Raw genomic sequence first — 26,875 nt, 5'->3', positions numbered from 1 at the left:
TTACCTCTAATGTCCTTTAATCGGCGAGAAAAAGTGGGCCCATAGTGACGGCTGGTAGAGCAAACTTTTCAGGATAATCAACGGCAACAAGATACAAACCTTCAGCCTTGGCCGTGGCTGCAGCAAGATTTCTGTCTTTCGCAGCCAACAATTCAGCCATCCAGCTTTCAGGCTGGTTACCCGCACCTATTTCAACCAGACTGCCGACGATATTGCGCACCATATGATGAACAAATGCGTTGGCCTTTATATCAACCACAACATAATTTCCAAACCGGCTCACGTTGAGATGCATCATGAAGCGCCAAGGCGTTCTTGACTGGCATTGAACCGCACGAAATGAGGTGAAGTCATTTTCGCCCAGCAAACATTGCCCTGCCCGCTGCATTTTTTCAACATCCAACGGCATATGAACGTGGGTAATTCCATGACTTAAGATGCCAGGACGATAGCGATGGTTATAAATCACATAACGATAACGCCGCGCCGTCGCGGTAAAACGGGCATGGAAGTCCTGCGGGACGTGGCTCACCCAGCGCACCGCAATATCTTTTGGCAGATGGGTGTTTACCCCCATGGTCCAGGCGGCATCCTTGCGGATAACCGGGGTATCGAAATGCACGACCTGACCGGTTGCACTTACACCGGCATCGGTACGCCCGGCGCACTGCACGGTAATGGGCGCGTCGGCCACGCGGCTCAACGCCTTCTCGAGCCACTCCTGCACGCTTTCGACTTCCTGCTGACGCTGCCAGCCGTAATAGCGGCTGCCGTCATATTCAATCCCCAAGGCAATGCGCTCAGCCACGGCCGGAGACGCCTGTTCGGAGGGTTGCTCAACAGACATTAATACCAATACTCCTGGATCAATTTCTCAGCCGTTTCTACCGCCATCAACGCGCCACCAAAGCGCACGTTATCGGCGACAGACCAGAACTGGATAAGCTCAGGAATACCGTAATCGTTGCGAAGGCAGCCGATGCTCAATGAAGCATTACCTGAAGCATCGCTGACCTGGGTCGGGAAGTCGTCTTCGTCGCTCAAATTGATGTCGTCAACCTTCTCAAGCTCAGCACGAGCTTCTTCGGCAGACAGCGGACGCAAACCTTCGAGATGCACGACCTGCGCATGACCGTAGAACACCGGCGACTGCACGCAGCTAACGGAAATCGGCAGGCCATCGTCCTGCACCACTTTTCGCACCTGATCAACCAGGCGACGTTCTTCGAGCACGCTGCCTTCGCCGTCATTCAGCAACGGCAGCAGGTTAAACGCCAGCTGTTTGCTGAAGATGCCTTCCTCGGCCGGAATGCCGTTGAGCAGGCGCGCGCTCTGGCCCGCGAGATCGTCAACTGCGGCCTTGCCGAGAGCAGAAACGGAGAGCAGAGAAGTCACGTGCAGGCGAGACAGCCCAGCCAGCTCGGTCAGCGGCTTGATGGCGGTCAGCAGTTGGCTGGTCAGGCTATCGGCAACCGCCACGATGTTGCGGTTGCGGTAGTGCGTCAGCACGTCCGGATTTACGCCCGGCACCACCAGCGGCACGTCATGCTCCAGGGCAAACAGGCCGCTGCTGTCGATAACCAGACACCCCTGATTTGCCGCTTCTTCGGCATATTTCGCGGAAGCCTCTTTACCGGCAACGAAAAAGGCCAGTTGCACCTGTGACCAATCGAACTCGGCGGCATCGCGTACCAGCATGCTCTTACCGTTGTAGCGAATGGTTTGTCCGGCGCTGCGCTCGCTCGCCAGAGGGAAAAGCTCACCAACCGGGAACTGACGTTCAGACAGTAGCTCCAGCAGCGCGTCACCCACTGCGCCAGTGGCGCCAAGCAGCGCAATATTCCAGCCATCAGACATGTTGGTTCTCTCCAGAAAATTTCAGACTACAAACTAAAAGGGGCGGCAATCACCGCCCTGATTTATGAAAGGATACGTCAGTATGAAGCGCGTTCCTTAGGGGAAAATTAAATGACGTCGCTGCTGAAACCGATTTTTTTCAACAGGTCTGCTGTTTCGTGATTATCACAGTGAACCTGCAGCGAAGACCATTCACGGCGTTCTTCATAAAACTTACGCAGGCGGTCAAACTCCCCGCTTTTTCCCGCGACGCGACGCAGAGGCGCATCATCGCGGCGCACATCATACACCAAGTGCGCCAGACGCAGCAGTTTAGCTTCTGTGAGCTCGCCGCGCAGGAGAACTTCGCCAAACTCTGGCGCAGGCAGCAGGCTAGCGAGCGGAACATGCTGCGGATTGCCGATAAACTGGCTATAGGCCTCGAACACCTGCGTGGTGCCGCGCGCCTTGCCTTCCAGGCTGTAACCCGCGATGTGAGCCGTGCCGATAGCCACCTTGTCGAGCAACGCCAGCGACAACTCCGGTTCAGGTTCCCAGACGTCAAGCACGGCGGTCAGCGGTTTTTCGCCGTTGAGTGCGTCCAGAAGCGCCGCGTTGTCGACCACTTCGCCACGGCAGGCATTAATAAGAATAGCGCCAGGTTTAAGGGCTGCGAGCAGTGCCGCATCCACCAGATGAAAGGTTTTATCGGGACCAGACTGATTCAGCGGCGTGTGGAAGGTCAGAATATCAGCCTCGGCGACCAGCTTGTCGAGCGGCCAGAAGGTCTCACTGCTGTCTTGCGCCGCGCGCGGTGGATCACACAGCAGCGTGCGGATACCCAGTGCCGTCAGGCGCGCGTTCAGGCGAGAGCCAACGTTACCCACGCCGATGATGCCAATGGTCTTGTCGCGCAGAGAAAAACCGTCACGCTGGGCAAGGATCAACAGCGAAGAGAACACGTATTCTACGACGGCGATAGCGTTACAGCCCGGTGCCGCCGAGAAACCGATACCCGCCTGCGCAAGCCAACCGTCATCCACGTGGTCAGTCCCGGCGGTGGCAGTGCCAACAAATTTCACCGGCGTGTCGCGTAACAGGCTCTCGTTAACCTTTGTCACAGAACGCACCATCAGTGCATCGGCAGACGAGAGAGCTTCTGTTGGGATCGGACGGCCGGGTACGGCCTGAACTTCACCCAATCGGCTGAACAGCTCGACCGCATAAGGCATATTTTCATCAACCAGGATTTTCACGCTTGTCTCCGCTAGCCATGCAAAAAAATTAAGTTTTTATCAAACGGAGGCCATTTTGCCATAGCTTTTCGGCTATATATACCCAGCGAATTATTGTTCAGTGCGAAAACGCTGAGGCGTAGTACCCGAGATTTGCACAAACATGTTAATGAAGGCGGAAGAGGAGCTGTATCCCACGTCCAGTGCAACCTCGCGGATGCTTTTCCCCTGTTCGAGCAGGGAGATAGCGTATAGAAAACGCAGCCTCTGCCGCCATTCACTGAACGCCATGCCGAGCTCTTCCTGACACCGACGCGACAGCGTGCGCTCGGAGGTATAAACCTGCTTTGCCCACTCGGCCAGCGACAGATTATTGGCCGGATCCTTTTCCAGTGCCGAGAGCACGGGTGCCAGCAGTTTGTCTTCAGAACCTGGGAGATAGGCGCGAAGTCGCGGACAAATGGCGATTTGGTCGAGCAGAACCTGGCACATGCGCATATCAGCGGCGGTTTTAGGCACTGACAAATTGCGCGCAAAACAGTCTTCTGCGATGGCGTTAAACACCGGCGTCAGGCTCAGCATACAGGCCGACTGCGGCAGCCCTTCATTAAGTTCAGCGGCGATATCGATGGCATAAAAGCGAGTGGTCTTGCGGTTATAACTTGAATGTACGATTCCGGCGGGCAACCAAAACGCAAACTCGGGGGGCGCAAGGTAACGCTGTCCGTCCACCTCCATCGTCAATACTCCCGACTTGACACAAATTATCTGACTCCAGCTGTGGGAGTGCGGGGCGTATTCGGTATTGGCGCTCACCGTTTCGCCGCGAAACAGTATCGGCTCGGGAGGCTGGGTAGATAATGGAAAAGAGTGGGCGGCAATGCGGCTCTTTTTTGGGGTGCCCATATAAAGGTTTCCTGCGAAAATGATTCGCCACAATGATGCTTTAATAAATTCGATCTACTCTACTCAATCTCTTGTGCCACTGGGACTCATATTGTCTGGTTAGCGTCACAAGATGTCTGGTTATCAGTATATCTAAAAAACCAGACAGTAATACACTAACGTGATCATTCACATTGGACTCAACTCATGAACCTGCTGTTCCCTCTTTTTGCCGTGCTCATTTGGTCTTTAAACGCCGTGGTGAGCAAAGCAGCCGCCGGAGCTATTGACCCCGCGGCTATCTCGTTTTATCGCTGGTTACTGGCGTTAGTCACCCTGACGCCGTTTATCCTGCCGAGCGTGTGGCGCAATCGCGCCGAAATCAAAAAATATTGGTGGAAGTTTATGATCCTCGGGCTGCTGGGCATGGTGCTCTATCAGAGCCTGGCCTACTATGCCGCCCACACAGTAAGCGCGCTTTTCATGGGAATTATTGCTTCCCTTATTCCGCTACTGACCGTGCTTATCAGCCTGGTGGTGCTTAGCGTGGTACCCACCGTCGGCATCGCCGTAGGCAGCTTGGTCTCACTCGGCGGCCTGATTTGGCTGGTGAGCTCGGGTCACCCTGAACTGCTGCTGCAACAGGGCGTTGGCATGGGTGAGCTCATGATGTTCGCCGCCTCTGCCTCTTACGCGCTGTACGGCGTGCTGACCAAGCGTTGGGCCATTCCCGTGCCAAACTGGCAGTCGCTTTATCTGCAGATTATTTTTGGCGTTGTGATGCTGGTGCCTAATTTCCTGATGGCAAACGACGTACAATTGAACGAGCACAACATTCCGCTGGTTCTGTTTGCCGGTATCCCTGCCTCGATTATTGCGCCGTTCCTGTGGATTAAAGGCGTTCATCATCTTGGGGCTAATCTGGCAACCATCTTTATGAACCTGACGCCTATTTTCACGGCGGTTATCGCGGTACTGTTTCTGCACGAGCAGCTGCACAGTTATCACCTCATCGGCGGGGGAATTACCCTGATTGGCGTGATCCTGGCCCAGAGACTGCGAACGCCACTGTTTGGACGTCGTGAACCCACCCTCCTCGTTGAGGATAAGCAGGAAAGTTAAGTCAAAAGAATCTCTGCTATGAAGGTATTCACGGTGTCGATATAAAAGATTTATCTGTATGATGTCGGCCTTGTGCGCTCGACGCCGTGTTTAATATTCTTTTATCCCCCCAATGTTTAGCCTGCGGGGGCATAAAACCTCTTAGCAAGGACTGGTACTATGCAACCTTTGAGTGGCCGCTCGCCCGTTGACGAAAATCGGGAACAGCCTGATGGTCAAACAGTCCCTGCCGGAGCGGGTGAAAATCATCCGCTGACCCCCGCTCAGCGAACCACCCTCGAAAAGCTGATCGTGAAGCTCATGGCCTTAACGACCATGAAATCCCCCGAGATCTGGGCCAACCTGCGCCACGATCTGTCGTTGCCCCATGACGCCGAACTTAACGCCAGCCAATGTGCGCAGGCCGAGACGCTGCTGTTAGCCAAGCTCAATCAGGCACAGGACAGCCACGCCACGCGCCAACTCATGCAGCAGCTCACCGAACTGGTGCCGCTGGGCAATAATCGTCAGGCTGTGAGCGAATTTATACGCCAGAATTTCGGCCACACGGTGCTCAGCCAGCTTAGCCATGAACAGCTTGAAAAGGTGCTGGTGCTCATCCAGTCGCGAGAGATGGCCATTCCTCAGCCACAGCTTACGGCGGTAATGGACCGTCCCCTGCTTCCTGCCGAGCATAACAATCTTCAACAGTCGGTGACCAAGCTCAGCGCCGCGACCGGTGAAGCCCCGGCCAAGATTTGGCAGGACCTGTTTATGCTGGTTGGCGTCAAGGTCGGTGACCCTATCCCGGCCAAACATTTCCAGCTGTTGACTCAGTTTGCTCAGGTGAAAATCACCGTTAGCCAGCAAACCGCGCCAACGCTGACCAGCCTGCTCAGCGTGCTAAAACAGCCTGCAACGGAGCTAGAGCAGCATCGTCTGAGCGACTACGCCGCCAGCAATTTTCATGCAACGCCCAAAACCCCTCTGCTGCCTGCCCAGGTCAACAGCCTGATTACCGTGCTGTTTAGTCAGCGCGTGGGGAATACCGTTCGCCATGACCGCCCGCAGGAAAGACAGCCGCGTATCTCGAACTCCACCTCACGGGTCAATCCTTTCGTTGCGATGTTGCCCGAGTCTATGCGGCCCAACGGCGGCGTCTGGCTTACCGTTATTATCCTGGTATTGCTCGCTCTGGTGCTGTGGTTAGTGGTCTGAGCAAGGCTTTTAGCCATTACTCGCACCCACAGTCCTGCACCTCAACGTTGGCCGGATAAACACCGGCCTCTGTACCTTTCGCCAGCGGATGCCCGTCGCGTATCCAGAAATCCAGTCCACCAATCAGTTCCTTGACCCTAAAACCCAGCTTCGCCAGCTTGTAAGCTCCTTGCGTAGAACCGTTGCAGCCAATGCCGTCGCAGTAGGTCACATACACCTTGTCGCGAGCCAGATTTGCCACCGTTTCTTCATTTATTAATCGATGTGGGAAGCTCACGGCACCAGGAATGTGGCCCGCCTGATAATGCTGCTCTGAACGGGCGTCGAGCACCACCACGTCTGGAATCTGATGACGCAGGTCTTCGGCGACGTCCCATGCATCGGTATAAAAACTCAATTTGGAATACAAATAGTGCTCACTGACCTGTGGCTGCGGCGGCGGAAAAGCCAAAACTTTCGACATGGGCTGCATAGAATTCTCCTGAGTTCGTTGATTGGTGCAAGGCCGATGAGGGGTTTTAACTCCTCACACCGGTGTTATATTGCCGCCTTTTGGTCTTATAATTAAGACCATTTTAACGATGAGGGTAAGACCCATTTTGAGCAAGCAACCGGCCTCTCCTGCCCATCGCCAACACGGCGCTCTCATACAACTGTTCGAACAGTCGGATCTTGCGTCTACTTCACTGCGTGACCGGCTTTGCGCCGCACTGCGGCAGGCAATTCGTTTGGGCGCGCTATCCCCACGGCAACGCCTGCCGTCATCACGCCTTTTGGCCACCGACCTGCAACTTTCGCGTATTACCGTTGAGGCCGCGTATGCGCAGATTGAAGCCGAAGGCTATATTACCCGTCATGTGGGGAAAGGCACTTTTGTCAGCGCAGAGGTGCTTGCTGCCGCAAACGGGGTTAACCCTCTCCAGGACAACGCGCCCCGTAGGTCCACAACTAAAGCTTCGCGCAAGTTGCAGGACGATAGGCCAGCGTTCGCCCAGGAAAAGACCTCGTCCGCCCTGCTCTCGGCGCGCGGAGCCCAGATTATTGCCACCGGTGGATGCCGGGACCCACAGACGCCTCTGCCGTTCGCCGCCGGTTCACCGGATTTACGCGCATTCCCATTAAAGCTGTGGCGGCAATTGACCAATAAAACGCTCAGGCTGGGCGGTGAGCGGCTGCTGGGGTATGGCGACCCACAGGGGCATATTGCCCTGCGTGAGGCGGTTGCGGGCTATTTGCAGCAGTCGCGGGGCGTGCTGTGCAGCGCCGAACACGTTGTGATTACCACCAGCTCGCAGCAGGCACTCCAGTTGCTCGCCACGCTGCTCATCGACAACGGCGACCCGGTATGGATTGAACAGCCCGGCTACCTCGGTGCGCGCAATGCCTTTGCAAGCGCGGGTGCCCATCTTCACGGGATCCCGGTCGATGAACAAGGAGTGGCATTAGCCGATAATCTGCCGCCGCCACGGCTTATTTATCTGACGCCCTCACACCATTATCCCACTGGTGTCAGCCTGAGTTTACCCCGTAGGATAGCGATGCTCGATTACGCCAAGCGGCAGGCGAGTTGGATAATTGAAGACGATTACGACAGCGAACTGCACTATGACGGTCGTCCGCTTCCCGCCATGCAGGGGCTGGATACTCATCAGCGCGTCATCTATCTCGGCACATTTTCAAAGGTTCTATTCCCTTCGCTGCGACTGGCCTACATGGTGCTGCCGCCAGCGCTGGTTGCGCCTGCCACGACGCTTCGCACCGTTTACGACGGCCACACTTCGCAGTTAATGCAGGCGGTGACCGCTGAATTTATCCAGCAAGGCCACTTCGCCGCCCACCTGCGCTATATGCGCCAGCTTTACCAGAGCCGTCGCGACAGCTTACTGACGCAGATAAAGCAAAAACTGGGTGACTGGATAACCCCTCAGCCTTCGGCCGGGGGACTTCAGTTGGCCGTTCGCCTGCCTGTCGGGCAAGAAGCCATACTCAGCCAGCAGGCTCAACGTCTCGGCGTCATTACGCCGGGGCTTTCAGCCCTCTATCTGCCCAATGCAGATACCGCTATCTCGACCGTGAAAGACGGCTGGCTGCTGGGATTTTCAGCGCTGACGCCGGGCGAAATCACCGCCGCCGTTGACCGCCTCCAAAAGCTAGGCAACCAGAGGCAATAACCACCAGCCGACAAGCCCGCTAAACGCTAAAAAGGCAAAAGAGTAATAGTGAAAAGTGATCCAAATTTTCTTCTCTCCCGACATCCGCAGTGCAATCAGGTTAGCGAGAGACCCAATGACCAGACCAAACCCTCCGGCATTGACGGCATAGGCCAGCAGCGCATTGGCGGGAACATAGTTCACCAGCAAAATCGTTGCCGGAACGTTGCTAATCACCTGCGAAAGCCCGAGCCCCAGCAGGTAATGACCATAGTCTGGCAGACCGGCAATGCTGCCCAATGCCTGCTGCAAAGCACCCAGCCCCACAATCAGCCGGACATCGACAAACATAGTGATGAACACCAAAATCAGCGGCCAGTCGATACGCAGCAGCACCTGACGCGACATCACCAGAAAGCCAACCAATACGGCAACGAGTCCGTAACGGGCAAAGCCTAAATCGACGCAGGCAATAAACAGCAGATACAAAACGACGCAAGAGATGAGTAGCGGCTTGCTGAAGGTACTTTGGCTTTGGCTTTCTTTCTTCTTGAGGCTGTGCGACGGGAAGCTTATCCAGGTAACTATCAACAGTGCAGCCATCGTCACCAGCGCCAGCGGTGTCATCTGAGCAATAAAATGCAGGAACGATTGACCAGAACGATTCCACAGCAGGATATTCTGCGGATTGCCCACAGGTGTCAGCAACGAGCCTGCGTTAACCGCCAGCGCCTCAAAGACGATCAGTCTCGTCACCGGCAACGACGTCAGCTTTTTCAGCGTGATGGTCAGCGGCACCACAATAAACAACGCGACATCGTTAGTCATAAAGGTCGAAAGCACCGCCGCCGCAGTGACTAAAAACAGTGCCAGCCAGCGTTCGTTGTCCAGCGTATTTATCATCTTTCGACCCACAACGTCGAAATACCCGCTCAGCTCAACGCCCTTAGTCAGCATCAGCAGGCCTAGCAGAGTGACGATGGTGTTCCAGTCAACAAAGCTTATAAACTGCGATGCTTTCTCGGGCTGAAAGACGGTGAGAATCACGCCCAGCAACAGTAAAATATGTAAAAAACGGTCGCGCAGAAAAGGACGAAAAAGCATCGAAAAGGTTTGATTCATCATTAGGATATCGCAAGTTTACATACCGGCCGGTAATGTGCAGACGTTACCTTACAGAAAAGCATTACGCCAGATGCGCCGGTTAACTCTCCGCGACGTCTCGCAAAAAAAGGGATGCTAATGCATCCCTTTTTCATCCATCACCGCAGTATATTCGGTGAAGTTATGGCTGGCGCGCCGAGGTCATCGGCTTTGAGTGCGGCTCTCTGGCCTGACGCAGCCAGCGCAGTAGATCCACAATTAGGAACACCAGCAGGCTCACACCCATCACCGGCAGGCTAAAGGCCAGAGCAATGGCTAACGCCAATAGAACCCAACGCGGCAAAACAGGAACCGCCCGCCAGGTCTGAATGAGTGTTGCGGTTGGGCTACGTTGACCGGCCATCTTCGGTCTGCGCTGCCACCACAATACATAACCCCAACCAATGAGTGCACAGGTCCCCAACCCAAACAGAATCAGCACCACCTGGTTCCACACGCCAAACAGAACGCCCATATGGGCATCTACGCCCCAGCGTGTCAGCTTCGCCAGGAGTGGAAATTTGGCAAAGTAGACGTGATCAACGATGCGCAGGCTGGCGGGATCCACAGAGACGGCGTCAACGCGGGTCGGCCAACTGCGGTCAATCTCGCTGACCGTCCAGGCTTTGCTAGCCTTGTAAGCGGGTCGAATTTCGATTTTTGCCGCATCAATACCTGACGCCCGCGCGGCGGCCACCACGCTATCAAAGCTGGCGTCTTTTATCTGCAATGCTTGAGCCGGTGCGGGCTGCATGGCACTCATGTCCATATCCGGCATATCGGCCATCTTCATGCCACTCATGGAAGCGGCGTGATGTTCGGCGTGTTCATCGGCGACCTCATGGGGTGCCTCAGCGCTCAATTGTGTGGAGACCGAGGGCGTTAACCACCCCATATCGGCACGCAAAATACCGATATTATTTCCCGCCCACTGCGACCAGGTGAGGCCGGTGGCCGAGAAAAACAGCAGGCCGCCGAGCAATACAATCCCAAGCGTGGTGTGCCACAGACGACTACGACGCTGGCGCGCACCCTGCCGGGTCATTTTACGAACCGATTTCTGGCCGCCCCGGGTAAATGCCCATAATAGCAGCCCGCCCAGTGCAGCAACCCACAGCCAGGATGCTGCCAACTCGCTGTAATTACGGCCGATATCCCCCAACAAAAGCCCACGGTGCAAATCATCCAGCCAGGTACGAAACGGCAACACACCGCTGGTGCCGTAGACAACCAAACTGCCTTTTACATCCAGCGTAACGGGATCGATAAAGATGGCACGGCTTTTTGATGCACCCAGTCCCGGCTCGGAAAACTGCACGCGGGTGGTTTCGCCGCGTGAGGGAGCCGGTCGCACGGCGTAGATTTCCGCCTGCTCGCCGACGACGGCACGGGCGGACTCGACCTGCCTCGACAACGGCTGAACGGTGCCTGTTGATGAGGTAAAAAGCTGGTTAGCATAGAGTTTATTTTCAATTTGCGGTGTAGCAACGTACAGCACGCCGGTAAGCGCGGCGATGAAAATAAACGGTCCAACAAACAAACCAATATAAAAATGGATGCGTTTTAGCAGCGCCAGCGCGGCGGCTTTGGTACTCAAATCGCCCGCCACAGCGGTGCGGTCCAAGGATTGACTCATAGGGAATGTCCTGAAGCTTGTCAGTATAAAATCAAACAACGCCGCAGCCGCGTCGGATGATAGACGCAACGGCAGGTTATCTTGCAATAAATTGATTTTTAAACGCTTTGGCCGTTATCAGGCCCAGACAAGTTCAGGTGGCGCACGCGGTTGAGCATCGGTAAAGACAGGAGCAGGAATAAGACAGGAAGTAACGCGTATAAAGGGAGGGCGAACCATTCTCGCCAGCGACCACAAAAGCGGGATCGCGAGCAGCACCAGCAGCGGCAGGTGCATCAGCAGCACGCAATATCCGCAGGCGGCGTCCATCATCTCCAGAGGAGACATCGTGTCAGACGGCGTGCTGTTCCCGCTGTTGTCGGCCACCGCATGCTCTGCCCCCACGGCGTGTTTGACGTGCTCCGACATCGGCATATCGCTCATCGCCCTATCCGACATCTCATTCATCGACGACATCTCCATGCCCGCCATCATCGGCATCGGCACGCCTTGAGCGACCAGCGCTTTAGAGACCACTGGCGCGATAAACAGCATCAGGATCGCGCAAATTCCCAGCCATGCGGGGAAGCGACCTCGCGAATGCGCTATCTGGCCAATTGAGATTTTCATCGTTGAAAAATAAATCGCATCTTAAAAATGTATTCAGTGAGGAGTGAGGCGCAGGGAATTGTATCTGAAATGTTGATTAAATGCAGGATAATTGGAGTGAAAGTCTGTCGGCCGTGATCCAAAAAAAGAAAGCCCGCCAGAGGGCGAGCTTTCGATATTCAGCGTTGAATCACAAAGGATTAACGATCGTTTTTCAGCTTACGCATCACCAGCGTGGCGTTGGTACCGCCGAAGCCGAAGCTGTTAGACATCACGGTAGTCAGCTCACGCTCGGTAGGCTGAGTCACGATGTTGATGCCTTCTGCCGCTTCATCGAGATTTTCGATGTTGATGCTTGGTGCGATGAAGTTGTTCTCAGCCATCAGCAGGGTGTAGATAGCTTCCTGCACGCCAGCGGCACCCAGAGAGTGACCGGTCATGGCTTTGGTAGAAGAGATTGCTGGCGCTTTATCACCGAAGACTTCACGCACTGCACCCAGCTCTTTTCTGTCGCCGATTGGCGTAGAAGTGCCGTGCACGTTCAGGTAGTCAATAGGGGTATCAACGTTCTGCAACGCCATCTTCATGCAGCGCACAGCGCCTTCGCCTGATGGAGCCACCATGTCTGCACCGTCTGAGGTCGCGCCGTAGCCGATGATTTCAGCATAGATGTGCGCGCCACGAGCCAAAGCGTGCTCAAGTTCTTCGACAACAACGATGCCGCCGCCGCCTGCGATAACAAAACCGTCGCGGTCTGTATCATAGGTGCGGGAAGCTTTTTCTGGATTTTCGTTGAATTTACGAGACATTGCGCCCATCGCGTCAAACTCACAGGCCATTTCCCAGCACAGCTCTTCGCCGCCGCCAGCAAATACAACGTCCTGTTTACCTAACTGAATCATCTCATACGCGTTACCAATGCAGTGAGCAGAGGTCGCACAGGCTGAGCTGATGGAGTAGTTAACGCCACGGATTTTGAATGGGGTCGCCAGGCAGGCAGAAACGCCAGATGCCATCGCTTTGGTCACCATGAAAGGACCAACGCCTTTCAGGCCGGTAGAACGCATCGCGTCAGAACCAGCAACCTGGTTACGCGGAGAACCACCACCGGAACCTGCGATCAGGCCGGTACGGTCGTTTGAAACCATTTCTGGAGTCAGACCTGAGTCTGCAATCGCCTGCTCCATGGCAAGGTAAGCGTAAATAGAAGCATCGCTCATGAAACGCGCGACTTTACGATCGATAAGACCGGCTGTGTCCAGTTTCACATTGCCCCAGACTTTGCATTTCATCCCTGCATCTTCGAATTCTTGCGAGAAAGTGATCCCTGAGCGCCCTGCTTTCAGAGACTCGAGAACTTCCTGCTTGTCGTTACCGATGCTCGAGATAATGCCCAGACCAGTAATCACAGCACGTTTCATTTAATACCTCTTTTACTATTAACTATTCGGGATTTCGCCATGCACTTTAGCGTACAGTTGTACGCCGAACAAGTCCGATCAGCAATTCATTATGTAAAGAATTGAAATTTGCGCAGAGAGTAGCAGACAGTTAAACTTCGCGCACAGCCTAGAACCAAGAGAGTTTTACGTGGATCACACTCCCATCCAACCGGCCGAATTACGGTGGAATGAACAGGGTACACCTGTTTCCTCACAGTTTGATGACATCTACTTTTCCGAAAGCGGCGGTCTTGATGAAACACGCCATGTTTTTCTTAATGGCAACCATTTTCCAGAACGTTTTGTCACGCATCCGCGTCCACTTTTAGTCATTGCGGAAACGGGTTTCGGCACGGGTTTGAACTTCCTGACTCTTTGGCAGGCCTTCTCTGCATTCAGACAACAGCATCCTCTGACAACGCTTCAGCGATTACATTTCATCAGCTATGAAAAATATCCACTTTCTGCAGAAGATTTAGACAAAGCGCTGGCTCATTGGCCAGAATTAGCCGCCTTCGCCGAGGAATTACGCCAGCAATGGCCACTGCCGTTCGCCGGCTGCCATCGACTGTTGCTGGACGGCGGACGCATCACGCTCGACCTGTGGTATGGCGACGTGACCGACCTGCTTCCGCAGAGCGACCCGAGTCTGTTTCAACAGGTTGACGCCTGGTTCCTGGACGGGTTTGCTCCCTCCAAGAACCCAGATATGTGGACCGAAGGTCTGTTCACCTCCATGGCAAAACTCACCCGCCCGGAAGGCACCTTTGCGACCTTCACCGCCGCAGGATTTGTGCGTCGCGGATTGCAACAGGCAGGCTTTAACGTCAGCCGGGTCAAAGGCCACGGCAAAAAACGTGAAATGCTCAGCGGTTGGCGAGAGGCGGGTCCGAAAGCCCTGCACCCTGCCCCTTGGTATTCGCGCACTGCCGCTACACATCCCGAAGAGGTGGCAATTATCGGCGGCGGCGTTGCCAGCGCCCTGCTCTCACTGGCACTGCTGCGCCGCGGCTCTCGCGTCACCCTGTACTGTGAAGATCCACAACCGGCTCTGGGTGCATCGGGCAATCGTCAGGGTGCGGTTTATCCTTTACTGAACGGCAGACACGACACTATCGAGCAGTTCTTTGCTCATGCCTTTACCTTTGCGCGCCGCCAATATACCCAGTTCGCCCAGCTGAATCTTGTTTTTGATCATGACTGGTGTGGGGTTGCGCAATTAGGATACGACGAAAAAAGTCAGGGCAAAATTGACCAGATTATGGCAGGTGAATGGCCTCAGGCGCTGGCGACGGCGCTGAACGCAGAGCAATTCACCGAACAGGTTGGCGTGCCCTGCGGGAACGGCGGCGTGAGTTATCCGTTGGGTGGCTGGTTGTGTCCAGCACAGCTGACCGCACAGGCTATCGCCCACGCCCAGTCGCTCGGACTGGTGGTGCATTATCAGCACCAGGTAACCGGCATAGCACCGACACAAACGCTGGGATGGCAGTTAAGCTTTGCCGCTCAACCCGAAGCAGAACATGCCACCGTTGTGTTGGCGAACGGGGCGGATATCACCCGCTTTGAGCAAAGCGACAAGCTGCCGGTTTACGCTGTGAGTGGACAGGTTTCGCACGTGCCAACCGCAGCGACGCTTGGCCAGCTTAAGCAGGTATTGTGCTACGACGGTTATCTGACGCCGGTTAACCCAAACAATCAGCATCACTGCATCGGTGCCAGCTATCATCGCGCCGAGCGCAAGCCACTTTATCGCGATTCCGATCAGCAGCAGAACCGCCAGCGGCTCATTGATTGCCTGCCGGGGATAGACTGGCCGCATGAGGTAGATGTCAGTGCCGGGGAGGCAAGAAACGGCGTGCGCTGCGCCTCGCGTGACCATCTGCCGATGGTCGGCAGCGTGCCAGACTACGTTAAGCTATTGGCTAACTATGCCGATTTGCCGCAGCGTTTGAAGCAGCAGCAGGAGATTGAGCCTGCGCCGGATTATGCCAACCTCTACGTATTGGGTGCGCTGGGATCCAGAGGGCTGAGTTCCGCACCGCTCGCTGCCGAAATACTGGCCGCACAGATAACGGCAGAACCTCTTCCGCTCGATTCGAAAACGCTGGCGGCGCTTAATCCAAATCGCATGTGGGTGCGCAAACTGTTGAAGGGTCGGCCAATTACCCCACCTGAGACGCTTTAACGCAATCAACAGACGTAAAAAAAGGGCCTCTTAAGGGCCCTTTTTTGTCCTGCAAAGCGCCAGACTCAACGTTCGGTTTCAGGCAGTGCTTTCTGGTAGAGGTTTTCCCACATACCGAGCACCAGAACTTGGTCACGCGGAGAGAGTTCACCGGCCTGAATCGCCTTGTCCAGGCTGCTTTGAACCCGGGCCTTCAGCTGCTCTGAGCTGTTCTCGCCGTTAGCTTCTGCCTCGGCAACGGAAACAGTCAAATGACCCTGCAGATAGCCGCTCGCAAACAGCTCATCGTCGGTGGCGCTTTCAACCATGTCTTCAATTAGCGCGAAAATACGCCCTTCAAATTCTGCAATCATTCTCTTCCTTACTGATTCACGGGGCATCCGCCCGTTGCGAGATTAAAAGTCCTGCGGCGCGGGGAAAGACTCGGCGCTCAGCGCAGGCGTGTTGTAGTAGGCTTGCAACGCACGGATGAACCGCGCCGGGCGCTCTGGCAACCCTTTCTCAAGCATTCTCAACACTTCTTCACGTACTTTGCGCTGGAAACCTATCCGGTCCGGTTCACATTCGCCGCTAAGATTGTCACAGCTGACGTTAAAGTTAAAGCCTGCAGCGACACAGAACATCCACTCGTAAGACTGCGGCTTGATTTCAACCTTCTCAAACTCGCTTTGTGTTTGCGCATCGCGGCCGTCTGGGCAATACCAGTAACCAAAGTCCACCAGCTTGCGTCTCTCAGCGCCGGCAACGCACCAGTGAGAGATCTCATGCAACGCACTGGCGTAATAGCCGTGGGCAAAAACGATGCGGTTGTAATCTTCCTGCTCGTCGGCCGGAAGATAGATAGGTTCATCGTCGCCGCGGATCAAACGTGTGTTGTGATCCTGACTGAAACAGCCGTCAAAAATATCAATAAGCTGCTGATAATAATGTTTTTCTGTTGAATCTGACATAGTGACTGACTAACTCAAAATAAAGCAAAACGACAAAATAACGGCTGATTACAGCTGACCCGCATGATTATCCAGCAGCGACTGGCAGATGGCCGGCAGCGGCGGTGGCTCACGTTTCACCGGAATACCGCCGCCCGGTTTCGGCGGCAGGAACCAGCTTTGCAGCTCGGCGCCGCAACCGTCTCCCGGCGGCGGAGGGGCCTGGCTCTCACAGTTGTGGTCGCCAACTGGGCACCGCAGGCGTACGTGCATGTGCGCCCGGTGACCAAACCATGGTCTGACCTTGTGCAGCCATTCACGGTCACTCCCCGCATCGGCACAAAGCTGCTGCTTGATGGCTGGGTTGACGAAGATGCGGACCACATCGGCATCCTCAGCGGCTAACTTGATAAGCGATTCGATTTGCGGCTGCCACTGGCTTTTTACCACGCTTTTACCGTCACGGCTGACCAGATCGATAGGCTGCGGTTTCAGCAGCTGCTGCTCAGTCCAACGTTTTTGCGGCATCTGTAGCCAGATGTCGACGTCGAGGCCGGACTGATGACTCGCGTGTCCACTGCTGAAACGCCCGCCCGCAGGCATCGCCATATCGCCAATCAGCACTGTGCCCAGCCCTTCATGATTGGCCTCGGAGGACAGTCGCTTGATGAAGGTCAACAGGTCAGGCTGCCCATAGAAGCGACGCTGATCGGTACGCATCACCTGATAGTCCGGCGAGTTGAGCGGCAGCGGCTTCGCGCCAATCTGACACCCATTGGCGTAGCTCCCCACCGCCTGCGGAGCACCCGCAATAGGTTGGGTAATACGCTGCCACGGCGTGACGGCCAAAGCAGGCAATGATGCCGCTAAAGCCAGTAATCCCACTAAACCGATGTTAATTCGCATTCTATAAGCGCACTCTCTGCTGTCAGGCGGTCTTTTGTCGCGCGATTACCAGCGCGGAACGCTGGAATTGACGTCACCGCACTGTGCGCGCTGGCGCAGCAGATGGTCCATCAACACAATCGCCATCATCGCCTCGGCAATCGGCACGGCGCGGATGCCCACGCAAGGGTCATGACGCCCTTTGGTTATCATCTCGACCTGCTCGCCTTCGCGGTTGATAGTGCGACCCGGCACGGTAATGCTTGAGGTCGGTTTCAGCGCCATGTGCGCGACAATCGCCTGACCGCTGCTGATGCCGCCCAAAATGCCGCCTGCGTGGTTGCTTTCGAAGCCCTGTGGCGTGATTTCGTCACGGTTTTCGCTGCCGCGCTTGTTCACAACCGCAAAGCCGTCACCGATCTCGACGCCCTTAACGGCGTTGATGCTCATCAGGGCGTGTGCAATATCGGCGTCCAGACGGTCAAAGACCGGCTCGCCCAAACCGGTAGGCACGTTCTCTGCAACCACGGTAATTTTTGCCCCGATAGAATCACCGGCTTTCTTCAGCTCACGCATGAGTTCGTCGAGCGCTTCCAGCTTTGACTCATCCGGGCAGAAGAACGGGTTGGTCTCGACGATATCCCAGTCTTTGAGCTCGCAGCTTACGTCGCCCATTTGTGCCAGATAGCCACGAATCTGTACGCCAAATTTCTGCGCCAGATATTTTTTAGCGACTGCACCCGCGGCTACACGCATTGCGGTTTCACGGGCAGAAGAACGACCGCCGCCGCGATAGTCGCGGGTGCCGTATTTTTGCTCATAGGTGTAATCGGCATGGCCCGGACGAAATACGTCTTTAATCGCGCTGTAGTCCTGCGAACGCTGGTCGGTATTCTGAATAATCAGACCGATGCTGGTGCCGGTGGTCACCCCGTCAAACACGCCAGACAAAATCTTCACTTCGTCAGCTTCGCGGCGCTGTGTCGTATAGCGGGACGTGCCCGGACGACGACGGTCCAGGTCGTGCTGCAGGTCAGCTTCGGTCAATGGAATGCCCGGAGGCACGCCGTCGATAACGCATCCCAGCGCAATACCGTGGGACTCACCAAACGTTGTGACGCGGAAAAACTGCCCAATACTGTTCCCTGCCATCACGGCTCCTTAACCATTAGTTAGCTGTTAAATTCAATGATGTTAAATCTGATGCAAACCGCGACCCCGCTTATTGGCAAGATACGCGTTTTGCTGAACGAATTACTTCCTGTACACGCTGAAGTGCTCAGCGCAGTCCAGCAGCTGTTGTTTAGTCAGCATGAATACGCCGTCGCCGCCGTTTTCAAATTCCAGCCAGGTAAATGGAATATCAGGATACTGATCCATCAGATGTACCATGCTGTTACCCACTTCACAAATCAGCACGCCGTTGTCGGTCAGGTAGTCTGGCGCGCAGGCCAGAATACGGCGAGTCAGCTTCAGACCGTCGCTACCGGACGCCAGGCCCAGCACCGGCTCGTGGCGATATTCGTCCGGCAGGTCAGACATGTCTTCTTCGTCGACGTAAGGCGGATTGGTCACAATCAGGTCGTACTGCAGTTCAGGCAGCTCGCGGAACAGGTCTGAACGAATCGGCGTAACCCACTGCTCGATGCCGTGCGTTTCGATGTTGCGCTCGGCCACGGCCAGCGCGTCGGCGGAGATATCTACTGCATCAACCTCGGTCTCAGGGAACGCGTAGGCGCAGGCAATAGCGATGCAGCCGCTGCCAGTACACATATCAAGAATGTGGCTTGGTTGATCTTGCAAGATGCCGGAGAAGCGGTTTTTGATCAGTTCACCGATTGGCGAGCGCGGGACCAGCACGCGTTCGTCAACGTAAAACTCCATGCCGCAGAACCAGGCTTTGTTGGTCAGATAAGCGACCGGTACGCGCTCGTTCACGCGGCGGATCACCCGCTCGACGATGCGGTGGCGCTCGCTCGAGGTCAGGCGTGCGGTGTGCATGTCTTCAGGGATGTCGAGCGGTAAAAAGACGCTTGGCAGCACCAGTTGTACGGCTTCGTCCCAGGGATTATCCGTTCCATGGCCGTAATAGACATTCGCGGCATTCAGGCGGCTGACGGTCCAGCGCAGCATATCCTGAATGGTATGCAGCTCACTGACGGCTTCGTCGACGAATATTTTATCCAATTTTCTCTCCTGGGGTACGGCGGGTGGCCATCATTCATAGCCATAAAATTTCCGCATAGTTTGCCACGAAGACGGCAACAAATCAGCAGTAATACCCCATTGTTGCGAGACTTCTCCAAAGACATTTACTTAAAAAGGGGAAGAGGAGCAGGTACACTGTGAAAATGTTCGACGAATGATGATATTGCGATGAAGAAAAAATTTTCGCTGAGTAAGGAGGAGCTGGCCTTATTTCGTGAGGCGGTACCGGGCACCAAGCGACTTAAAAATGACACCATAGTCCATAAACCGGCACCTAAACCGACGGTGATTGCCTCGCCAAAGCGTTTGCTTCAGGAGCAGGTGGATGCGACCTACTATTTCTCTGACGAGTTTCAGCCAATGCTTGACGCCGAAGGACCGGTACGTCATGTGCGGCCTGACGTCAGCCATTTCGAATTAAAGAAGCTTCGCCGCGGCGATTATTCGCCCGAGCTGTTTCTTGATTTGCACGGCCTGACGCAGCACGAAGCCAAGCAGGAACTGGGTGCGCTGATTGCCGCGTGCCGTAGAGAACACGTTCACTGCGCCTGTATAATGCACGGGCACGGCAAACATATTCTTAAGCAGCAGACCCCTCTGTGGCTGGCGCAGCATCCTGACGTCGAGGCCTTCCACCAGGCTCCGCGTGAGCTGGGTGGTAATGCGGCACTGCTGGTATTGGTCGAGCTGGACGATAAAACCGACCAGGAATAACGGCTAACGATTTTTCGCGGCCCAAAATAGCGAAAGGCACAGCAAGCTGTGCCTTTTTAGCGTCTTTCAGTCACTCACCTCAGCTGCAGGCTTTCGCAATCACCTGAGAAGGGCTGTACTGCCAGTCATAGCTGCCTCGTCCGGTGTCAGCGTTGATTTCTACGCTGGCCATCGCCGAGGTGGCAAACATCGGAGGGCACTGTCCTGGGCAAAGTTCCGCCACCAGATAGCCGACCAACGGCAAGTGAGAAACCACCAGCACGGAGCTCACGCCCTCTCTCGCCAAAGCCTGAAGCTCTTCAGCTACTTGTGCGGGGTCACCGCCCGGCGTCAGTTCCGGCAACACGTCAACCTTTTCAGGAAGAGAGAGCGCCTGACGCACTTTTTCCAGCGTTTGCTGCGCCCGAAGATAAGGGCTCACCAGCACACGCTGAATTTTCACGGAGCGACCGTTCAACCAGGACGCCATACATACCGTCTCGTCACAACCACAATCGGTAAGAGGTCTTACTGAATCGCTGGCCGCATCAAGAGCAGCCTCACCGTGACGCATAATCACAACTTGCATATTGCACCGCTTTTGTTAACAAAAATAGCGCTATACAGGTACGCTGAGCGTGCTGTATTACCCTTCTGCCCACATCCTAGCAGGGCACTACAACCATCACATCAAAACCCACCGTATCGCGGCCGGGCATTTTGCCTGAAAGTCACCACAAAGAAAACGCTGTTTTTTACACCAACTGCGAATAGATGTAAATAGGTCTGGCTATTTAATGAACAGCGCGATCATTTTTCACTCTGCTAACCAAGAATTACCAGAAACCTTAAATTAAGCCGTGATGCAGATCACACTTAATGGCTAAATTTGCATCGTTTCAAAGTCTAAAAGATCGTCTATTTTACGCCCATTACGTTAGCTATACAATTTTTGCCCATTGTCTGCTCGGGTGACGAGCCCTTCACAGGGTGCAAAACGGGTGCCGTGCAGCTTCTGCAATGCCTGCAGTCTCTTCACCAAAACGTCGGCCCCCAGCGCATCGATATAGCGCATAGGCCCTCCGAGGAACGGCGGGAAGCCAATGCCGAAAACGGCACCAATATCGGCATCTCGCGCGCTGCGCACGGTGCCATCATCCAGACAACGTACTGCCTCGTTGAGCATCAGCGCCACACAGCGGTCGGCCAGCGCCTGCTCGCTCAGTTTGTTTTTTGGCGTCACGGCTAACAGCTTGTAAATCGTTGGGTCTGGCGTTTTTTTACCGGACTTTTGGCCCTTCTGTGGATAAAGATAAAATCCCCGACTATTTTTTCGGCCTTTCCTGCCGTCTTCGAACACCGCCTCAAGCCCGCCAGGCGCGGCAAAGCGATCGCCGAAGGCCGACTCGAGAACAGGAATGATTTTAGTGCCCACGTCTATTCCGACCTCGTCGAGCAGTTGCAGCGGCCCCACTGGAAAACCAAAGTTGACCAGTGAGTTGTCGATGTGTTCAATGCTCTCGCCTTCCAGCAGGCAACGCGCCGCTTCATTCATATAAGGCGCGAGAATACGATTAACGTAAAAACCGGCGCTGTCACCGACCACAATAGCGGTCTTGCCCTGTTTTCTGGCGAAAGAAACCGTGGTGGCAATAGTTTGCGGACTGGTCTGCGCGTGCGGGATAACCTCCACCAACGGCATCTTATCTACCGGGCTGAAATAATGCAGGCCGATCACCTGCTCCGGCCTTGCTGCGCCTTCGGCAATTTTATGAATCGGTAAAGAAGAAGTGTTTGAAGCAAAAATTGTCTGCGGAGAGGCATTTTCCTCAACTTCATGGATCATCTTCTGCTTAAGCTCAAGGTCTTCAAAGACCGCCTCAATCACCAAGTCAACCTGCGAGAATCCGCTGTAGTCGGTCGTGCCGGAAATCAGCATCATCTGGCGTTGCAGCTCGGATTTTTTGAGGTGCCCACGGCGCAGTTTTTTCTGCAACAGATCCCAACTGTATTTAAACGAGTGGCTTATTCCCTGCTCATTAATATCTTTAATCCTGACCGAAATATTGGCCTTGGTAGCTGTCACGTTAGCAATGCCGCCGCCCATCAGCCCGCCTCCCAAGACCGCGACTTTGTGGATTTCTCGCGGTTCAGCCTGCGCACCAAAATCTTTTTTCAACGCGGTAGAGGCAAAGAAAATACCGCGCAGCGCGGCGGACTGTGGCGTCATGACCAGTTCACCAAACGCACGAGCCTCCGCCTCGTAGCCACTGCTGCTGCCCTGACTCAGCCCGGTCTGTACCACGTCAATAATCTTTTCAGTGGCGGGATAATGTCCGCGTGATTTCGCCCGCGTTTGCTTGCGCACAATATAGAACAGCAGCGCTTTGCCTAGCGGCCCCTGAGCTACACGGTCAATGTAAGACAGCTCTCGTCTGGCCGTATGCCCTTTGCGAACGCGCTCAATAGCCGTCTGAAAAAGAATAGACTGTGGCACAACGTCGTCCACCAGCCCCATACGCAGTGCCTGTTTTGCGCGGATGCTGCGGCCGGTGAGCATCATATCCAGCGCTTTCGGTGCGCCAATCAGTCGGGGCAGGCGTTGAGTTCCACCGGAACCCGGCAGCAGACCGAGCTGAACCTCAGGCAAGCCGAGTTGAGTTTTATCATCCAGCGAGCAGATTCGACTGTGGCAGGCAAGGGCAAGCTCAAGGCCTCCGCCTAGGCATGCGCCATGAATAGCGGCCACCACGGGCACCGAAAGCCCGGCAATGTGTGCCATCACGCCCTGTCCTTTTTTCGCCAGAGCCTCGGCTTCTGAGGCTTTTTCGCAGCGCGCAATCATGCTGATATCCGCACCCGCAATGAAGGAGTCTTTCTTGCCGGAAATAAACACCAAGCCTTTTAATTTGGGATGCTGTTGTGCCTGCTGCAACAGTGAGTTTATCTGCTGCACAAACTCGGCTTTTAGCGTATTGACTTTCTCATCCGCGACATCAATGGTGACGATGCCGATATTGTCCTCGGTAAAATAGAGGGTGAAGGCCGAAGGCGTTGCTGATTCCGTTACCTCCGCCGGCGAAATCATTGGTTTTTGGCTCATTCTGCCACCTCCACAATCATTGCCGCACCGAGACCACCGGCGGCACAGGCGGTGGTGAGTCCGAGTTTTTTACCTCGCCGACGCAGCTCGTGCAAAATTTGGGTGATCATTCGTGCACCCGTAGCGGCAAAAGGATGTCCATAGGCCAGCGATCCGCCCAATACGTTGAATTTTTCCCAGTCAATTTCACCTATTGCCTGCTCGCGCCCGAGTTTCTCACGCGCAAACTGCGGGCTGGCGAACATCTTGACGTTGGCCAGTGTTTGCGCGGCAAAGGCCTCGTGCATATCAATCAGATCAATATCTGCGAGCGTCAACCCCGCGCGGTCTAGCGCCACCGGCGTGGCATAGGCTGGCCCCAGCAACATGTCTTCCCAGACATCGATGGCCGAAAAGGCAAAGCTGCGCAGATAACCCAGCGGTTTCAGGCCTAGCTCGCGGGCACGAGACTCACTCATTAACAGCACTGCTGCCGCGCCGTCGGTCAATGGGGTACTGGTCGCCGCCGTCACCGTGCCATGCTTGCGGTCAAACGCCGGACGCAGCTTCACATACTGCTCGATGCTGGAATCAAAGCGAACGTTGTTGTCTTTTTGTATCACGTCTTTATAAGGCGGAACGTGCGCGGCCATCACCTGTGAATCAAGCAGACCGTCATTCCAGGCCTGTGCCGCCCGTTGATGCGAGCGGTGGGCAAATTCGTCCTGCTGCTGGCGACTGATGCCATGGGATTTCGCCATCTGCTCGGCGGTGTCGCCCATGCGCAGGCCGGTAGAGTATTCCGCTACCGCCGGGGGAACCGGCAGCAGGTCGCGTAATTTGAGTTTGCTGAACAGCGACAGCCGCTGAGACAAAGTGCGAGCCTTGTTGAGGTCGACCAGCGTTTTCGCCAGCGCCTTGCTGACGCCAATTGGCAAAACAGATGAAGAGTCTGCGCCTCCGGCAATACCGACGCTCACTGTGCCGGCCATAATGCTTTCGGCAACGTTGGCAATTGCCTGAAAGCTGGTCGCACAGGCGCGAGAAACGCTGTAGGCGTCGGTTGAAACGCTCATTCCAGTGCCTAATACAATTTCGCGCGCAATATTAGGGGCTTCGGGCATCTGCACGACCTGGCCAAATACCAGTTGGTCGATAACAGACGGGTCAATCCCACTCTTTGCCAGCAATTCGCTGACCACAATTTTACCGAGATCGACCGCCGGTATGCCGTGAAATGCCGTTGCCTGCTTGGCAAATGGGGTACGCAGGCCGTCAATAATAGCGATACGATCGCCCTGACGCGTAACCAGCGGAATGGCCTTGTTCATAGTGGCTCCTGATTCAATAAAACGGTCAATGCTTTATAAATTAGCGGGTTATTTTATTTTTGCTCGGTTTACTGGCCTGATGACGGTCAATTTTGACTTTTGTAACAGGTCTGACCTGATGATCAAGTGTTAACCATCTGCCTGTCATTAGCAAAGCCCAAGCTGTTGAATTGAGAGCGGCAGCAAATTTTTCGAGGAAGGCATCTAAAGAGGTATCTGCCGCCGGTGCGGCGGCAGCAAGGGGAATTAACGCAGGGCAAGCTGGAAGTTTATCGACTCAATCTGGCAGCAAAAGGTGAAATCAGCCGTAAGCTCAACGCCGCCCTCCACCTCGTTAAACTGACTGTTGATGTCGCACGGGTCTGACTCGGCCCGGCGGGCACGCGCCGTTAAGTCTTCAAGCGCCGCTTCTGCATCAGCGCGGGTTGCAAAAACGTTCTGATAAGAGGCGGTGCAGTCGGTGTTATCGATGATAGTGCCCACGTCGACGCAGCAACAGGCCGCGGTTTCCTGTGCGGCGGTAGTCCGCGTAGGTTTAGTCGATTCAGTGGATAATTCGGACATATTTTCTCCTTTCGACGCGCTATTGCGCCGGGCCAGTGGCCGTGATGAATCATTAAAAATGATAGATTCTCTGGAAAATATCTTACTCCTGCCTCGCGACAAGCACTACCCTTACTTTTACTATGGTTTTTAAGTGATTAAAATCACAAGACTAATAAAGCGCAATAAAACTAATTTATTCATATGCGGATTAGTTCAACCCGAATCGTCAGTTTTATGAATCTAAACCGTTCCCTTTTTGTTAAGCGGATCTAATTTTTAAAATCTAATTACCAATAAGTGTGAAACAACGTTGCAACATGTGTACAGGTCAGACCTATACTTCGCTCACTGGTCTGATTAGTCGGCCCAAAAGTACAGGACGCTACAATCCGCCGCTCATTGTTACTCATGTGATAGCCCATGATTAGCTTTGTTCTATAAAACATAAAATGAGGTTTTGGTCATGAACCAGAAAAACCTGTTTACGAGATCAGCTGTGGCAGCTGCAATGGCACTTGTTTCATCACACGTTTACGCGGCAGGATTCCAGCTAAACGAATACACCGCCTCTGGACTGGGTCGCGCTTATGCCGGTGAAGGCGCCATCGCCGACACCGCCGCCTCTGGAAGCCGCAACCCGGCAACCATGACCATGTTTGACCGCCCTACGTTCTCCGGCGGCGCAGTATTTATCGATCCAGACGTCAAATTAACCGGCAAATCCCCGGTGACGGGTTCCAGCCTCGACGCTAACAATATTGCCCCAACCCAGTGGGTTCCAAACCTGCACTTCATCATGCCGCTAAACGACAGCTGGGCGGTGGGAGCCTCGGCCACGACCAACTACGGACTCTCTACCGAATTCAACAGCGGCTATCCGGCGGGTCCTCTGGCGGGTAAAACCGACCTGATGACCGAAAACCTCAACCTGAGCACCGCCTATCGCCTTAACCAACACTTCAGCTTCGGCGTCGGCTTTGACGCCGTCTACGCTAAGGCAAAAATCGAGCGTAACGCCGGTGAGCTGGTTGCGTTGCAAAGCCGCGGTCAGATCCCTGCCGACACCACCGCCGCACACCTGAACGGTAACGCCTGGGGCTACGGTTGGAACGCCGGTATCCTCTACGAGGTGGATGAAAACAACCGTTACGGTTTCACCTATCGTTCGAAAGTTAACGTCGATTTCGACGGTAACTACCGCAGCGACCTGCCGGTTCTGGCAGGCGGAACCGGGGGCAGCACGCAGGCCGGCCATTTAACCCTGAATCTGCCTGAAGTGTGGGAGGTTTCCGGTTATAACCGCGTGGCGCCGAAATGGGCGGTCCACTACAGTATGACCTATACCAGCTGGAGCGAGTTCCAGCAGCTGAAAGCTACCGCCAACAATGGCGATACGCTGTTCCAAAAAGAAGAAGGCTATCATGACGTTTACCGCATCGCCCTGGGTACCACCTATTACTACAGCGATGAATGGACCTTCCGTACCGGTATCGCGTTCGATGACAGCCCGGTTCCGGCCGACAACCGCACAATTTCGATTCCCGATCAGGACCGTCTGTGGTTGAGCGCCGGTGCCACCTATGCGTTTAGCAAAGATGCGTCGGTTGACCTGGGCGTTTCTTACATGCACGGCAAAACCGTACACATCAGCGAAAAAGTCGCCGATGGCGTCCCTAACTATGAATTCGATGCTAAAGGCACTGCGATGCTGTACGGCATGAACTTCAACTACACGTTCTAGTCCGTTTCGTTGCCATAAAAAAAGCGCCCTTGGGCGCT

At 54.8% G+C, this 26,875-nt stretch carries 24 protein-coding genes; 6 read left to right on the top strand and 18 right to left on the bottom strand.

The features are described 5' to 3' along the window. Positions 1–16: 16 nt before the first annotated feature. From truA to O1V65_RS02070, 4 genes are all read right to left on the bottom strand, one after another. The gene (truA, locus tag O1V65_RS02085) at positions 17–847 is read right to left on the bottom strand and encodes a tRNA pseudouridine(38-40) synthase TruA (RefSeq protein WP_017490283.1); all 831 of its coding nucleotides are present in this window, start codon (positions 845–847) and stop codon (positions 17–19) included. Beyond that, the gene (locus tag O1V65_RS02080) at positions 847–1,857 is read right to left on the bottom strand and encodes an aspartate-semialdehyde dehydrogenase (protein ID WP_017490284.1); all 1,011 of its coding nucleotides are present in this window, start codon (positions 1,855–1,857) and stop codon (positions 847–849) included. The genes truA and O1V65_RS02080 overlap by 1 nt, the downstream gene beginning before the upstream one ends. A 107-nt stretch (positions 1,858–1,964) precedes the next feature. Further along, positions 1,965–3,092: a 4-phosphoerythronate dehydrogenase PdxB gene (gene pdxB / locus O1V65_RS02075; RefSeq protein WP_017490285.1), complete on the bottom strand. Its 1,128-nt coding sequence runs from the start codon at positions 3,090–3,092 to the stop codon at positions 1,965–1,967. 90 nt (positions 3,093–3,182) lie between these two features. Then, the gene (locus O1V65_RS02070) at positions 3,183–3,977 is read right to left on the bottom strand and encodes an AraC family transcriptional regulator (protein WP_026110313.1); all 795 of its coding nucleotides are present in this window, start codon (positions 3,975–3,977) and stop codon (positions 3,183–3,185) included. A gap of 186 nt (positions 3,978–4,163) precedes the next feature. Here O1V65_RS02070 and O1V65_RS02065 point away from each other — a divergent pair, with 186 nt between their 5' ends. Together O1V65_RS02065 and flk are read left to right on the top strand one after the other, a co-directional pair. Next, entirely contained in the window at positions 4,164–5,078 is a 915-nt protein-coding gene (locus O1V65_RS02065) for a DMT family transporter (RefSeq protein WP_017490287.1), read from the top strand. Positions 5,079–5,237: 159 nt separating this feature from the next. Further along, positions 5,238–6,275: a flagella biosynthesis regulator Flk gene (gene flk, locus O1V65_RS02060; protein ID WP_017490288.1), complete on the top strand. Its 1,038-nt coding sequence runs from the start codon at positions 5,238–5,240 to the stop codon at positions 6,273–6,275. Positions 6,276–6,291: 16 nt separating this feature from the next. Here flk and O1V65_RS02055 read toward each other — a convergent pair whose 3' ends face one another. Further along, positions 6,292–6,747: a rhodanese-like domain-containing protein gene (locus tag O1V65_RS02055; protein ID WP_017490289.1), complete on the bottom strand. Its 456-nt coding sequence runs from the start codon at positions 6,745–6,747 to the stop codon at positions 6,292–6,294. Between the two features lie 109 nt (positions 6,748–6,856). Between O1V65_RS02055 and pdxR the strand changes: the two genes are divergently transcribed. Further along, a complete protein-coding gene (gene pdxR / locus O1V65_RS02050) occupies positions 6,857–8,446 on the top strand; it encodes a MocR-like pyridoxine biosynthesis transcription factor PdxR (RefSeq protein ID WP_269130120.1) in 1,590 nt (529 codons plus the stop codon). On the opposite strand, the gene O1V65_RS02045 is transcribed toward pdxR, so the two are convergent. The 4 genes from O1V65_RS02045 to fabB all read right to left on the bottom strand — a co-directional run bounded on the left by O1V65_RS02045 (position 8,426) and on the right by fabB (position 13,213). Continuing rightward, positions 8,426–9,550: an SLC13 family permease gene (locus tag O1V65_RS02045; RefSeq protein ID WP_269130119.1), complete on the bottom strand. Its 1,125-nt coding sequence runs from the start codon at positions 9,548–9,550 to the stop codon at positions 8,426–8,428. The two genes, pdxR and O1V65_RS02045, sit on opposite strands and share 21 nt — an antisense overlap. A 160-nt stretch (positions 9,551–9,710) precedes the next feature. Further along, positions 9,711–11,204 (bottom strand): PepSY-associated TM helix domain-containing protein, encoded by a 1,494-nt coding sequence (locus tag O1V65_RS02040; protein WP_192503973.1) that lies wholly within the window; start codon positions 11,202–11,204, stop codon positions 9,711–9,713. A 117-nt stretch (positions 11,205–11,321) separates the two neighbouring features. Further along, positions 11,322–11,813: a DUF2946 domain-containing protein gene (locus O1V65_RS02035; RefSeq protein WP_017490293.1), complete on the bottom strand. Its 492-nt coding sequence runs from the start codon at positions 11,811–11,813 to the stop codon at positions 11,322–11,324. A 179-nt stretch (positions 11,814–11,992) separates the two neighbouring features. Further along, positions 11,993–13,213: a beta-ketoacyl-ACP synthase I gene (gene fabB, locus O1V65_RS02030; protein ID WP_017490294.1), complete on the bottom strand. Its 1,221-nt coding sequence runs from the start codon at positions 13,211–13,213 to the stop codon at positions 11,993–11,995. Positions 13,214–13,382: 169 nt separating this feature from the next. Between fabB and mnmC the strand changes: the two genes are divergently transcribed. Next, positions 13,383–15,422 (top strand): bifunctional tRNA (5-methylaminomethyl-2-thiouridine)(34)-methyltransferase MnmC2/FAD-dependent 5-carboxymethylaminomethyl-2-thiouridine(34) oxidoreductase MnmC1, encoded by a 2,040-nt coding sequence (gene mnmC / locus O1V65_RS02025; protein ID WP_017490295.1) that lies wholly within the window; start codon positions 13,383–13,385, stop codon positions 15,420–15,422. 65 nt (positions 15,423–15,487) lie between these two features. On the opposite strand, the gene O1V65_RS02020 is transcribed toward mnmC, so the two are convergent. The 5 genes from O1V65_RS02020 to prmB form a co-directional block, all read right to left on the bottom strand. Further along, positions 15,488–15,775 (bottom strand): YfcL family protein, encoded by a 288-nt coding sequence (locus O1V65_RS02020; protein WP_017490296.1) that lies wholly within the window; start codon positions 15,773–15,775, stop codon positions 15,488–15,490. A gap of 42 nt (positions 15,776–15,817) precedes the next feature. After that, positions 15,818–16,372 carry an elongation factor P hydroxylase gene (locus O1V65_RS02015; RefSeq protein ID WP_017490297.1) on the bottom strand — a complete coding sequence of 185 codons (555 nt, stop codon included), beginning with the start codon at positions 16,370–16,372 and terminating at the stop codon, positions 15,818–15,820. Between the two features lie 48 nt (positions 16,373–16,420). Continuing rightward, positions 16,421–17,257, bottom strand: a complete 837-nt coding sequence (gene mepA / locus O1V65_RS02010) for a penicillin-insensitive murein endopeptidase (RefSeq protein WP_420066644.1) — start codon at positions 17,255–17,257, stop codon at positions 16,421–16,423. 45 nt (positions 17,258–17,302) lie between these two features. Continuing rightward, entirely contained in the window at positions 17,303–18,388 is a 1,086-nt protein-coding gene (aroC, locus tag O1V65_RS02005) for a chorismate synthase (protein ID WP_017490299.1), read from the bottom strand. A 102-nt stretch (positions 18,389–18,490) separates the two neighbouring features. Then, positions 18,491–19,423 carry a 50S ribosomal protein L3 N(5)-glutamine methyltransferase gene (gene prmB / locus O1V65_RS02000; protein ID WP_269130118.1) on the bottom strand — a complete coding sequence of 311 codons (933 nt, stop codon included), beginning with the start codon at positions 19,421–19,423 and terminating at the stop codon, positions 18,491–18,493. 189 nt (positions 19,424–19,612) lie between these two features. Between prmB and smrB the strand changes: the two genes are divergently transcribed. Continuing rightward, the gene (gene smrB / locus O1V65_RS01995; protein WP_017490301.1) at positions 19,613–20,158 is read left to right on the top strand and encodes an endonuclease SmrB; all 546 of its coding nucleotides are present in this window, start codon (positions 19,613–19,615) and stop codon (positions 20,156–20,158) included. A 79-nt stretch (positions 20,159–20,237) separates the two neighbouring features. On the opposite strand, the gene sixA is transcribed toward smrB, so the two are convergent. The 4 genes from sixA to O1V65_RS01975 form a co-directional block, all read right to left on the bottom strand. Beyond that, positions 20,238–20,726 (bottom strand): phosphohistidine phosphatase SixA, encoded by a 489-nt coding sequence (gene sixA, locus O1V65_RS01990; protein WP_017490302.1) that lies wholly within the window; start codon positions 20,724–20,726, stop codon positions 20,238–20,240. Positions 20,727–21,074: 348 nt separating this feature from the next. Beyond that, a complete protein-coding gene (fadJ, locus tag O1V65_RS01985; RefSeq protein WP_269130117.1) occupies positions 21,075–23,240 on the bottom strand; it encodes a fatty acid oxidation complex subunit alpha FadJ in 2,166 nt (721 codons plus the stop codon). Then, positions 23,237–24,550, bottom strand: coding sequence for an acetyl-CoA C-acyltransferase FadI (gene fadI, locus O1V65_RS01980; RefSeq protein WP_017490304.1), 1,314 nt, complete (start codon positions 24,548–24,550; stop codon positions 23,237–23,239). Before fadI ends, fadJ begins: the two co-directional genes overlap by 4 nt. 246 nt (positions 24,551–24,796) lie before the next feature. Further along, on the bottom strand, positions 24,797–25,114 hold the full coding sequence (locus O1V65_RS01975; protein ID WP_017490305.1) for a YfcZ/YiiS family protein: 318 nt from the start codon (positions 25,112–25,114) through the stop codon (positions 24,797–24,799). Between the two features lie 445 nt (positions 25,115–25,559). Here O1V65_RS01975 and fadL point away from each other — a divergent pair, with 445 nt between their 5' ends. Then, positions 25,560–26,837 carry a long-chain fatty acid transporter FadL gene (gene fadL / locus O1V65_RS01970; protein WP_017490306.1) on the top strand — a complete coding sequence of 426 codons (1,278 nt, stop codon included), beginning with the start codon at positions 25,560–25,562 and terminating at the stop codon, positions 26,835–26,837. Positions 26,838–26,875 lie beyond the last annotated feature (38 nt).

Origin of the sequence: Rouxiella badensis (assembly GCF_026967515.2) — a bacterium.
Lineage (GTDB): Bacteria > Pseudomonadota > Gammaproteobacteria > Enterobacterales > Enterobacteriaceae > Rouxiella > Rouxiella badensis.
Note: the sequence above shows the minus strand (reverse complement) of the source record. Positions and strands in the feature narration are given on the sequence as shown.

Excerpts from the sequence above, each read along its gene's own strand:
- sixA (WP_017490302.1), bottom strand. The coding sequence starts at position 20,726 with ATGCAAGTTGTGATTATGCGTCACGGTGAGGCTGCTCTTGATGCGGCC.
- O1V65_RS02015 (WP_017490297.1), bottom strand. The coding sequence starts at position 16,372 with ATGTCAGATTCAACAGAAAAACATTATTATCAGCAGCTTATTGATATT.
- fadL (WP_017490306.1), top strand. The coding sequence starts at position 25,560 with ATGAACCAGAAAAACCTGTTTACGAGATCAGCTGTGGCAGCTGCAATG.
- O1V65_RS02065 (WP_017490287.1), top strand. The coding sequence starts at position 4,164 with ATGAACCTGCTGTTCCCTCTTTTTGCCGTGCTCATTTGGTCTTTAAAC.
- O1V65_RS02035 (WP_017490293.1), bottom strand. The coding sequence starts at position 11,813 with ATGAAAATCTCAATTGGCCAGATAGCGCATTCGCGAGGTCGCTTCCCC.
- O1V65_RS01975 (WP_017490305.1), bottom strand. The coding sequence starts at position 25,114 with ATGTCCGAATTATCCACTGAATCGACTAAACCTACGCGGACTACCGCC.
- O1V65_RS02040 (WP_192503973.1), bottom strand. The coding sequence starts at position 11,204 with ATGAGTCAATCCTTGGACCGCACCGCTGTGGCGGGCGATTTGAGTACC.
- pdxR (WP_269130120.1), top strand. The coding sequence starts at position 6,857 with ATGAGGGTAAGACCCATTTTGAGCAAGCAACCGGCCTCTCCTGCCCAT.
- O1V65_RS02070 (WP_026110313.1), bottom strand. The coding sequence starts at position 3,977 with ATGGGCACCCCAAAAAAGAGCCGCATTGCCGCCCACTCTTTTCCATTA.
- flk (WP_017490288.1), top strand. The coding sequence starts at position 5,238 with ATGCAACCTTTGAGTGGCCGCTCGCCCGTTGACGAAAATCGGGAACAG.
- O1V65_RS02020 (WP_017490296.1), bottom strand. The coding sequence starts at position 15,775 with ATGATTGCAGAATTTGAAGGGCGTATTTTCGCGCTAATTGAAGACATG.
- fadI (WP_017490304.1), bottom strand. The coding sequence starts at position 24,550 with ATGAACAAGGCCATTCCGCTGGTTACGCGTCAGGGCGATCGTATCGCT.
- O1V65_RS02080 (WP_017490284.1), bottom strand. The coding sequence starts at position 1,857 with ATGTCTGATGGCTGGAATATTGCGCTGCTTGGCGCCACTGGCGCAGTG.
- truA (WP_017490283.1), bottom strand. The coding sequence starts at position 847 with ATGTCTGTTGAGCAACCCTCCGAACAGGCGTCTCCGGCCGTGGCTGAG.
- smrB (WP_017490301.1), top strand. The coding sequence starts at position 19,613 with ATGAAGAAAAAATTTTCGCTGAGTAAGGAGGAGCTGGCCTTATTTCGT.
- fabB (WP_017490294.1), bottom strand. The coding sequence starts at position 13,213 with ATGAAACGTGCTGTGATTACTGGTCTGGGCATTATCTCGAGCATCGGT.
- O1V65_RS02055 (WP_017490289.1), bottom strand. The coding sequence starts at position 6,747 with ATGCAGCCCATGTCGAAAGTTTTGGCTTTTCCGCCGCCGCAGCCACAG.
- mepA (WP_420066644.1), bottom strand. The coding sequence starts at position 17,257 with ATGCGAATTAACATCGGTTTAGTGGGATTACTGGCTTTAGCGGCATCA.
- aroC (WP_017490299.1), bottom strand. The coding sequence starts at position 18,388 with ATGGCAGGGAACAGTATTGGGCAGTTTTTCCGCGTCACAACGTTTGGT.
- O1V65_RS02045 (WP_269130119.1), bottom strand. The coding sequence starts at position 9,550 with ATGATGAATCAAACCTTTTCGATGCTTTTTCGTCCTTTTCTGCGCGAC.
- fadJ (WP_269130117.1), bottom strand. The coding sequence starts at position 23,240 with ATGAGCCAAAAACCAATGATTTCGCCGGCGGAGGTAACGGAATCAGCA.